This is a genomic window from Alcanivorax xiamenensis (assembly GCF_009846745.1).
Classification (GTDB): Bacteria; Pseudomonadota; Gammaproteobacteria; order Pseudomonadales; family Alcanivoracaceae; genus Alloalcanivorax; species Alloalcanivorax xiamenensis.
Genome location: NZ_AQPF01000081.1, coordinates 1 through 8,272, shown reverse-complemented (window position 1 = coordinate 8,272; position 8,272 = coordinate 1). Strand labels below are relative to the sequence as shown.

At 62.1% G+C, this 8,272-nt stretch carries 6 protein-coding genes and 1 pseudogene; 4 read left to right on the top strand and 3 right to left on the bottom strand.

All coding sequences use genetic code 11. From position 1 onward, the window contains the following. Positions 1-144: 144 nt before the first annotated feature. Both A6D6_RS21080 and A6D6_RS21075 read right to left on the bottom strand, forming a co-directional pair. Complete coding sequence (locus A6D6_RS21080; protein ID WP_159661792.1) at positions 145-2,775, bottom strand: efflux RND transporter permease subunit; 2,631 nt, start codon at positions 2,773-2,775, stop codon at positions 145-147. 94 nt (positions 2,776-2,869) lie between these two features. Further along, the gene (locus tag A6D6_RS21075) at positions 2,870-3,298 is read right to left on the bottom strand and encodes an SRPBCC family protein (RefSeq protein WP_133492580.1); all 429 of its coding nucleotides are present in this window, start codon (positions 3,296-3,298) and stop codon (positions 2,870-2,872) included. Positions 3,299-3,499: 201 nt separating this feature from the next. Here A6D6_RS21075 and A6D6_RS21070 point away from each other — a divergent pair, with 201 nt between their 5' ends. The 3 genes from A6D6_RS21070 to A6D6_RS21060 all read left to right on the top strand — a co-directional run bounded on the left by A6D6_RS21070 (position 3,500) and on the right by A6D6_RS21060 (position 6,800). After that, a complete protein-coding gene (locus A6D6_RS21070) occupies positions 3,500-4,567 on the top strand; it encodes an AraC family transcriptional regulator (protein WP_133492581.1) in 1,068 nt (355 codons plus the stop codon). A gap of 182 nt (positions 4,568-4,749) precedes the next feature. Further along, on the top strand, positions 4,750-5,595 hold the full coding sequence (locus A6D6_RS21065; RefSeq protein ID WP_159661791.1) for a fructosamine kinase family protein: 846 nt from the start codon (positions 4,750-4,752) through the stop codon (positions 5,593-5,595). A 38-nt stretch (positions 5,596-5,633) separates the two neighbouring features. Next, a complete protein-coding gene (locus A6D6_RS21060; protein WP_133492583.1) occupies positions 5,634-6,800 on the top strand; it encodes a 4-phosphoerythronate dehydrogenase in 1,167 nt (388 codons plus the stop codon). Here the strand turns inward: A6D6_RS21060 and A6D6_RS21775 are convergent. Next, entirely contained in the window at positions 6,733-6,906 is a 174-nt protein-coding gene (locus A6D6_RS21775; protein ID WP_166643077.1) for a PA1571 family protein, read from the bottom strand. The two genes, A6D6_RS21060 and A6D6_RS21775, sit on opposite strands and share 68 nt — an antisense overlap. Before the next feature lie 107 nt (positions 6,907-7,013). On the opposite strand from A6D6_RS21775, the pseudogene A6D6_RS21055 reads away from it, so the two are divergent. Continuing rightward, positions 7,014-8,142: pseudogene (locus A6D6_RS21055) on the top strand (ATP-NAD kinase family protein). Positions 8,143-8,272: the final 130 nt, after the last annotated feature.

The window sequence follows — 8,272 nt, the reverse complement described above, 5'->3', positions numbered from 1 at the left end:
GCGGCTTGGTAGCCCCTTCCGTTACAGACCCATGCCCGTGATTGAAGCGCCGTGTCCCGCTAAACCGCGATGAACCTAAAAAGGCGTTCTAGTGCTTGCCAGGGCGTTGGGTCTGGTTTTGCATTATCGGCGTCCGGCCCAACCTCACACCCTCAGTTTCGGTTTCACACTGATCAGCAAGGCTGGCAACAAGGTCAGGTTGCTGAGCAGCGCCACCAGCATGGCCAGGCCGGTGAGCAGCCCGAAATACACGGTGGGATTGAAGTTGGATATCGCCAGGATCGAGAAGCCGGCGATAATCACCAGTGAGGTGTAGTACATCGCCTTGCCGATGGAACCGTGGCAGCGGTACATGGTGGCCACATAGTCGTTGTCCTTCGGCAACTCCTCATGGAACCGGTGTATGTAGTGGATGGTGTCGTCAACGGCGATGCCGATGGTGATCGCGGTAATGGTGATGGTCATCAAATCCAGCGGCAGACCGATCCAGCCCATCAAACCCAGTACCAGCGCCGCGCTGACCAGGCTTGGCACCATGCTGATCAATGCCACCGGCAGCGAGCGGAACAGAAGCAGCAACATCACCATTATCGCCACGAACACATAGCCGAGGGTCTTGATCTGGGAATCGAACAAACTTTGCAGCATGTTGTTGTAAAGCACCATGGCACCGGTAAGGTTCACCTGCCCGGGCTGCAGGTCAAACTTCTCCAGCAGATCGCCGCGAATCTTCTTGAGCAGGTCATCGCGATTGAGATTCTTGTCCGAATCGATCACCCGCACACTGATGCGTACCTGACGGCCGTCCTCGGACATGTATGGATTCACCAGCTGTGAACGCAGATCATCGGGAATGAAGCTCGCCAGCAGCATCAATTGCATGTAACTGAGAGGGCCACCATTGAGCTTTTCCGCCACCTGGTAAGTGGTGGCGATGGACAGCACCTTGCCGGTTTCCGGCAGGGATTTGAGATATTCCTCGATCTCGATCAACTGGCCAAGCCGCTGCGGGGTATACCAGTAGGCATCGCGTAGACGGCGCTCACCGGCGGAAGCTTGTTTGAACGAATCGCCGCCGTCGTCCGCACCGAAGGGGTCGGCGCTGAACGGGTCGGTGTTGTCGTCGGCGAAGGGATCGCCCGCGCCGAAGCCGTCGCTTCCGGCGGCGAAGGGATCCTCGTCCACCGCGCCGAAACCATCGTCGGACGCCGGCCCGGAGGAGGCGGTCTGGTTGTTTTGTACTTTGGGTTCCGGTCTGGGCGGTGCATCAATGATGATGTCCAGTGGTGTGGTACCACCCAGCTTACGGTCGATTTGCAGCATGCCCTGGTGAATTTCCGTGTCTTTCTGGAAGTAATCAATAAAGCGGTTTTCCACCGTCAGGCGGCTCATCCCCCACACCGCCAGGGCAATGATTACCAGCGCCGCCAGCAGCAGTGGCAGCCGGCTCTTTTCGGTGATGTTGGCGAAGCCCAGCGTCAGCTTTCGGGTCAGATCTCCGCCGCCGGGCGCGGTGCCCGGTTGCAGCGGCAGCAGCAGGGCGGGGAACGCCAGGAAACACACCACCAGCGCCACCGCCAGGCCAATGGTCATCATCCAACCGAAGTCGATCACCGGGCGGATGTCACTGATCACCAGGGAGGAGAAGCCAACGATGGTGGTCAGGATCATGTATACACAGGGCCGCATCATGTGAGCGGCGGTTTCCCGGACCAGCCAGGCCTGGGTCGCGGAAGGGTTTTCCTCGTGCAGTTCCCGGTATCGCACGGTCAGGTGAATGGCGATGGACATGGTGATGATCAGCAACAACGAGATGTAATTGCTGCTGATCACGGTGACTTTCCAGTCCATGAAACCAAGCCAGCCGGTGACGATCAGCACGGTGAGTCCGCAGCAGATCAGTGGCACCACCACCCAGCGGGGTCGGCGGAAAATCAGAAACAGGGCCAGGATCAGAAAGACCAGAACGCCAATGCCGAAGATCTCCAGATCGGCGCGAATGAAACTGACCATGTCGCTGGCAATCATCGGCACACCGCCGAGGAACAGCCCTGCCTGATCGCGATACTGGTCCATGATGCCGCGCACCTGCTCGATACGCTGGGTGCTCTCCGCCTGCAGCTGGCTGCTGTAGTCGCTGAATTCCCGGGAGACCGTCTCCAGCCGCTTCTCTTTTTCGGCGCTGAGCGTGCCTTCACGTCGCTTCTCGCGCAGTTCGGTACGTTGTGCCAGCAAGTCGCGGTAATGCTGATCGTCTTCCAGTGTCAGCAGCAGCGCGGTGGTGTTGCCGTCCCGGCTGACCAGCAGATCCTGATAGAGAGGGTTTTCCTCGGTGAATTCCTGCTTCGCCAGGGCCAGGTCGGTGTCCGGTTCAAGCAGGGTGCGGTAGCCGCTGGCCAGGTCGGTGAATTCCACCTGTGGGCTGAACAGCAACGGCACATCCAGCATGCTGTAAACCGAAGCCACCCGATCCACTTTCTTCAGACTGTCCTGCAACCGGGACAGGTGCTCCAGGGTGTCGCGCTGGAACAGGGGGCGATCCTTGGGGGTGTAGGTCACCACCAGAAAATCGCTGCCGCCATAGCGCTTGGCGATACCACGGTAATACTGCAGTGCCTGATCGTTCTCCAGCACCAGAGAATCCGCCGAGGCATCCAGTTTGAAGTGCCGTGCCTGCCAGGCGGCGGTGGCGCTCAGCAAAGCCACGATCAGTAGCCAGAACAGCGGATGGCGCAGCACCACCCGGCAATAGCTCAAGAACAGTCGGTGGGTCATGGAACCTCTCGGACCGGTTATTATTAACAGCCTTCTAGGGCCTGTTCACGCTATTTGCATCCAGCAGGCGGGACGCAAATAGCGTGAACAGGCCCTAAAACATCGCCGCGAATTCGGCGGCGAAACGGCGATCAAAGCGATGAATCAGTTTACCGAAAGGGAGCGTGAGCAATGTCATGGCGCCCTCGGACCATTCTTCCTGATGCAACCGGCAGCCACCGTCATCGTCGTCAATGAAGGAAAAGCGGTGCTGAATCCGTGCCAACGGCAACGCCAGTCCCCAACTGATGCGCTCGTTCTCCACCACTTCCAGCACTTTTACCGCCACCGGCGCGGGTGGCAGGCCGGGCAGGTCGATAACGAACAGCAGGGTGGCGCCGGGTCGCCATCCGCCGAACAATCTGGCATAGCGAACCACCGAACACCAGTCGGCCCAGTCGTCCACGCGGGTGAACAGCGAAAAAGCCTGACGGCGGGAGGCGGCGGTGTCGGTGACGTCGTCGATGAAATAGCGTTTCAGCATGACAGGCTCTTCAGGGTTTGCGCCAAGAGTACCCGTCGTGATGGGGTACGGCCAGTTAACTGCCGAGGCGAATCGGGCCATTATCCACGGGGAGCTTGACCGGAGAGGCCGCTCTGCCTAGCGTGAACAAAAAATCATAGGGAATGATGACGGCAGGTACCAAAAATAACAAAGGCGAAAGCCACTATGTAAGGAAACCACATGGCGAGCAAATTGTTCCCGGCATCCAACCTGCCGGCATTAATGGAGATCGCGCTGCGCAGCCGTCTGGATGTGCAGGCATTGTTTCAGAAGGCCGGGATCGACGCGGATATGGTCGGACGCGCCGAGTGCTATGTGCGCGTGGAGCAGATCGATACCGTGTTCAGCACCGCCTTCGCCGAAACCCGGGATCCGCTCTTCGGCCTGCATGTGGGCAGGGACAATCATTACGGTAACCTGGACATCATCGGTAACCTGATGGCGGCCTCCGCGTCCCTGGATCAGGGGCTGGCGCTGCTGTTTCGCTACAAGGATCTGTTGGTCCCGTACCTGGGGTTCGCCTTGCGACATGAGGCCGATGCCGTGGCCCTGGAAGTTTTCCCGCATTATCCGGACCTGGAATTTACCCAGACCCGTACCCATAACGAACTGGTGGTGGCCACCATCGTCGCCATCGGCCGCTCGCTCACCGGTGGTCGTTTTCCCGTGCGGGAAGTGGCTTTCCGCCATTCGGCACCGCCGCCGCCACAGTTGAACGAGTACCGCGTCTTCTTCCAGTGTCCACTGGTTTTTGAAGCGCCCTGCAATGCCGTGTTGTTCGATGAAGCGGCATTGACCTCGCCGTTGCCCGGCGCTTATCCGGACTACCGCCGCCGTTTGGAGCGCGCCGCGGATCGTCTGCTTGGCGCACTGACCCGGGCGGCGGCGGTGAGCCTGCAGGTGCGTGAGCGGCTGTATGAAACGCTGGGACAAGATGCCTGGTCGGTGGAGAAGGTGGCTTCCTCATTGAATATGACTACCCGCACGCTACAGCGGAGACTGCGTCAGGAAGGACTGCGCTTCGCCGACTTGCGCGACCAGGTGCGGCACGAGCACGCCTGCCGTAAACTGGTGGAACCGTGCTGTGATATGCAGCAACTGACCCAGGATCTGGGCTTTTCGGATATCGCCAATTTCTACCACGCTTTTCGTCGCTGGCAGGGCTGCGCGCCGGGGGAATACCGGCGCCGGCAATTCACCGAACGGGCCCGCAACGAACGGATGGCGATCCATCGGATGGAGCGCTGAAACGGCACCGGATACAGGGATTTAAAGGTGGCGCCGAAGTCGCTGTGGGAAGCTGGCTTGCCAGCGAATACAGTGTAAGTGATATCCCAGACCCATTCGCTGCCAAGGCAGCTTCCCACAGCGGCTTCGTGGCACGGTCTGTGAGAACGGCTTTATCACCTGGATCGATAACCTGAACGCCTATGATCGATATCGACGCCGCCGCCCGGGAACTGGAAATACTATGGTCGCTGCCGGGCCGGGATTGCCGGCTGCGGCTTCTTGGGCAAAGCGACACCGGACTGACCGCGATCATCCATACGCCGGCGCAACGTTTCTTCCTCAAATGGATGCGTGACGGCGACCCGTTGGAGGCGGAGCAGGACGGGTTGATCCGGCTGGCGCCAGTGGTAAGAGTGCCGGGCTGGCGCTACCTCGGCCCGCTGGCGGGCGGCCAGGCTCTGATTTTGGAATGGCTGGAACTGGGGCAATCCCTGTCCGCTGGACAGTGGTGGCAACTGGGACAGCTGTTGCGACGTCTGCATTCCGTTTCTTCGGACCAGTTCGGGTACCACAGCCGCCAATACAATACGCCGTCGCCGGATTGGGCCACCTTCTTCGTCAACCAAAGGTTGGCGCCACAATGGCGCCGGGCCTGTCAGCGCGGGCTGCCGGCGGCGGAGGCGGGTCAGGTGGAAGCGGTGATGGCGATGGCCATGGACTGGCTCGCCGAAGTGACGGTGACGCCGTCGCTGGTACACGGTGATTTATGGTCCGGTAACCTGGGCACGCTCACCGACGGCACTCTGGTGCTGTTCGACCCGGCGGTGTACTACGGCCATGGGGAGGTGGACCTGGCCATGTTGGAGTTGTTTGGCGTGGTGCCGGAAGAATGCCATCGTGGTTATGGCATCGATCCCCATGATCCCGCCGTGGTGCAGCGCAAGACCCTCTATAACCTGTATCATCTGCTCAACCATTTCGTGCTGTTCGGGAGCGGCTACCTCAATGCCATCACCCGCAGCTGCCGGACCTTGCTGTCCTACTGACAGCGCGATCCATGATGTCTTGTTGATGGTGTTGAGCTTTGACTCCTATTCGTATTGTCGCTGATGAAAACATGCCGGGGCTGGCCCTGTTTGAAAAGCAGGGAACGGTGCGCCGCGTGGATGGCCGCCGCTTGACCCGGAACGACCTGGCCGACACCGAGGTGTTGCTGGTGCGTTCCGTGACCCGGGTGGACCGGGCCTTGCTGGAGGGAACACCGGTGCGTTTTGTTGGCTCCGCCACCATTGGCACGGATCACGTGGACCGGGCGGCGCTCAAGGACATGGGCGTGGCCTTTGCCCACGCGCCGGGCTGTAATGCCCGGGCGGTGGCGGAGTACGTGCTGCAGGCGCTGTTGCTGGCCTGCCGGGAGCAGGGCCGGGTCTTGCGCGACAGCAGCGTGGGCATTGTCGGTCTGGGTAACGTGGGCAGCCGGGTAGCGCAATGGCTGAGCGCCCTCGGAGTGACGGTCCTGGCCTGTGATCCGCCGCTGCAACGCGCTGGAGCCGATACCGTGGTGCCGCTGACCGACCTGGACTCGGTGCTGGCGGCGGACCTGATCACCGTACACGTGCCGTTGACCCGTCAAGGACCGGATGCCACGTTCCATCTGCTCGACCAGGAACGTCTGGCTCGTCTCGGTGCCTGGCAAACGCTGCTCAGCACCTGCCGGGGCGCGGTGATCGATAACCCGGCGTTGCGGGAGAGACTGGCGGGCGCCGACGCGCCGCTGGTAATGCTGGATGTTTGGGAAGGGGAGCCGCGAATCGATGGAGGGCTGCTGGCGAGGGTGCGCCTCGGTTCCCCGCATGTGGCCGGTTACAGCGTGGAAGGGAAGTGGCTGGGCACCGCCATGCTCCACCAGGCCTTCCGTCTGTGGCGGGGGGAAAGTGCCGGGGTTCCGGTGATGGCCGGGGAGCGGCCGATACTGGAGCATCCGGTGGCGGATGAGGGTGACTTGCTGGCGTTGTTGCAGCGGGTCTACCGGATTGACGAGGATGATCGTCGCCTGCGTGCCAGTGTCGGGGAAGCCGACCCGGGGGCGGCGTTTGATGCCTTGCGGCGCGACTATCCGCCGCGCCACGAACTGCATTACTGGCGTCACCAGGGTGAGGTGGCGCCGGCGCTGAGAGCCTTGCTCAGCCTGCTTTGCGATCCGCCTGGCGCGGGTAGCGCCATGCCTGCTCCAGTTCTCGACAGGCTTTGAGAATCATCGCTTCGGTGATCGGAATCTCGCGCCCCTGTTCGTCCACCAGGGCGGCGTCGTTGAAATCTCCGGATCCCGGCGAGCGGGAGAGGGTAGTGCGGCTCATGGTAGTCTCTCCGTTAATCCGACCCTCCATGGAGGGCTGACCTTGGGTTCGGGGTGATCTCCCCCGGCACGGCCATTCTTGTTGTTGGATATGATGATTTTATGACGATGGAGGAAAAATCCCCGCTCACCGTGGGGGTGCTGGTCAATCCGTTCGCCGGCATCGGCGGTGCCGTGGGCCTGAAAGGCAGTGACGGCGCTGAAACCCGCGCCGAGGCGCTGCGCCGGGGTGCCCGGCCGATGGCGGTGGAGCGCATGACCCGGGCTCTGCAAGCGTTGGGATCGGCGGCGCGACCGCTGCGCTGGTTGACCTGGGGCGGCGACATGGGCGAGCACAGCTGCCGGGACGCCGGCCTCCCGGCGGAGATCGTCGGGCGGTCGCGCCGAGCACAGCCGCGAGGCGGCGGCCGCTCTGGTGGCGGCCGGTGTCGACCTGCTGTTGTTCGCCGGCGGCGATGGCACCGCCCGGGATCTGGTGGACGCGGTGGGACAGCGCATTCCCGTGCTGGGCGTGCCAGCTGGCTGCAAAATGCATTCGGCGGTGTACGCGGTGAACCCGGAAGCCGCCGGCCATTTGCTGGCGGACCTGCGCGATGGTGGGCTGGTGGCGCTGCGGGACGCGGAGGTCCGTGACATCGACGAAGAGGCGTTCCGCCACGGCCAGGTCCGCGCCCGTTACTATGGCAGCCTGAGGGTGCCGGAGGAGGGGCGTTACCTGCAGCAGGTGAAATGCGGCGGCCGCGAAGTGGAAGACCTGGTGGTCACCGAAATCGCCGCCTGGGTGATCGACACTCTGGAAGACGACGTCTATTACCTGGTTGGCTCCGGTTCCACAGTGGCGGTGGTGATGGAACAGCTGGGGCTGCCGAACACGCTGCTCGGAGTGGATATCATCCGCAATGGCGAGGTGGTGGCGGCGGACGTCAGCGCCGAGGCGATCCTGGAGCACATCGGTGACGCTCCGGCGCGGGCGCTGCTGACCGTGATTGGCGGTCAGGGGCACCTGTTCGGCCGGGGCAACCAGCAGTTCAGCCCGGCGGTGATCCGCCGTCTCGGTAAGGACCGCGTCCAGATCCTCGCCAGCCGGGGTAAACTGGCCACTCTGGAAGGGCGTCCGCTGCTGGTGGACACTGGCGACGCCGGGCTGGATCAGGCGTTATGCGGACTATGGCCGGTGACCAGCGGCTATGAGGATACGTTACTGTACCGGGTGGGGCTGGACGCCGGTGAGGCATAAGACGGGCCGGACGCCGGACGCTAAAGAAGTCAAAACCCGGGGCTGCGGGCATTGCGGGAATAAAAAATTGCCGGGAGCGATTTTAACGTCGCTCCGGCTGGGGCTCCTGTATTGCCCGGTTACCTCGAAG

Excerpts from the sequence above, each read along its gene's own strand:
- A6D6_RS21070 (WP_133492581.1), top strand. The coding sequence starts at position 3,500 with ATGGCGAGCAAATTGTTCCCGGCATCCAACCTGCCGGCATTAATGGAG.
- A6D6_RS21065 (WP_159661791.1), top strand. The coding sequence starts at position 4,750 with ATGATCGATATCGACGCCGCCGCCCGGGAACTGGAAATACTATGGTCG.
- A6D6_RS21075 (WP_133492580.1), bottom strand. The coding sequence starts at position 3,298 with ATGCTGAAACGCTATTTCATCGACGACGTCACCGACACCGCCGCCTCC.
- A6D6_RS21775 (WP_166643077.1), bottom strand. The coding sequence starts at position 6,906 with ATGAGCCGCACTACCCTCTCCCGCTCGCCGGGATCCGGAGATTTCAAC.
- A6D6_RS21080 (WP_159661792.1), bottom strand. The coding sequence starts at position 2,775 with ATGACCCACCGACTGTTCTTGAGCTATTGCCGGGTGGTGCTGCGCCAT.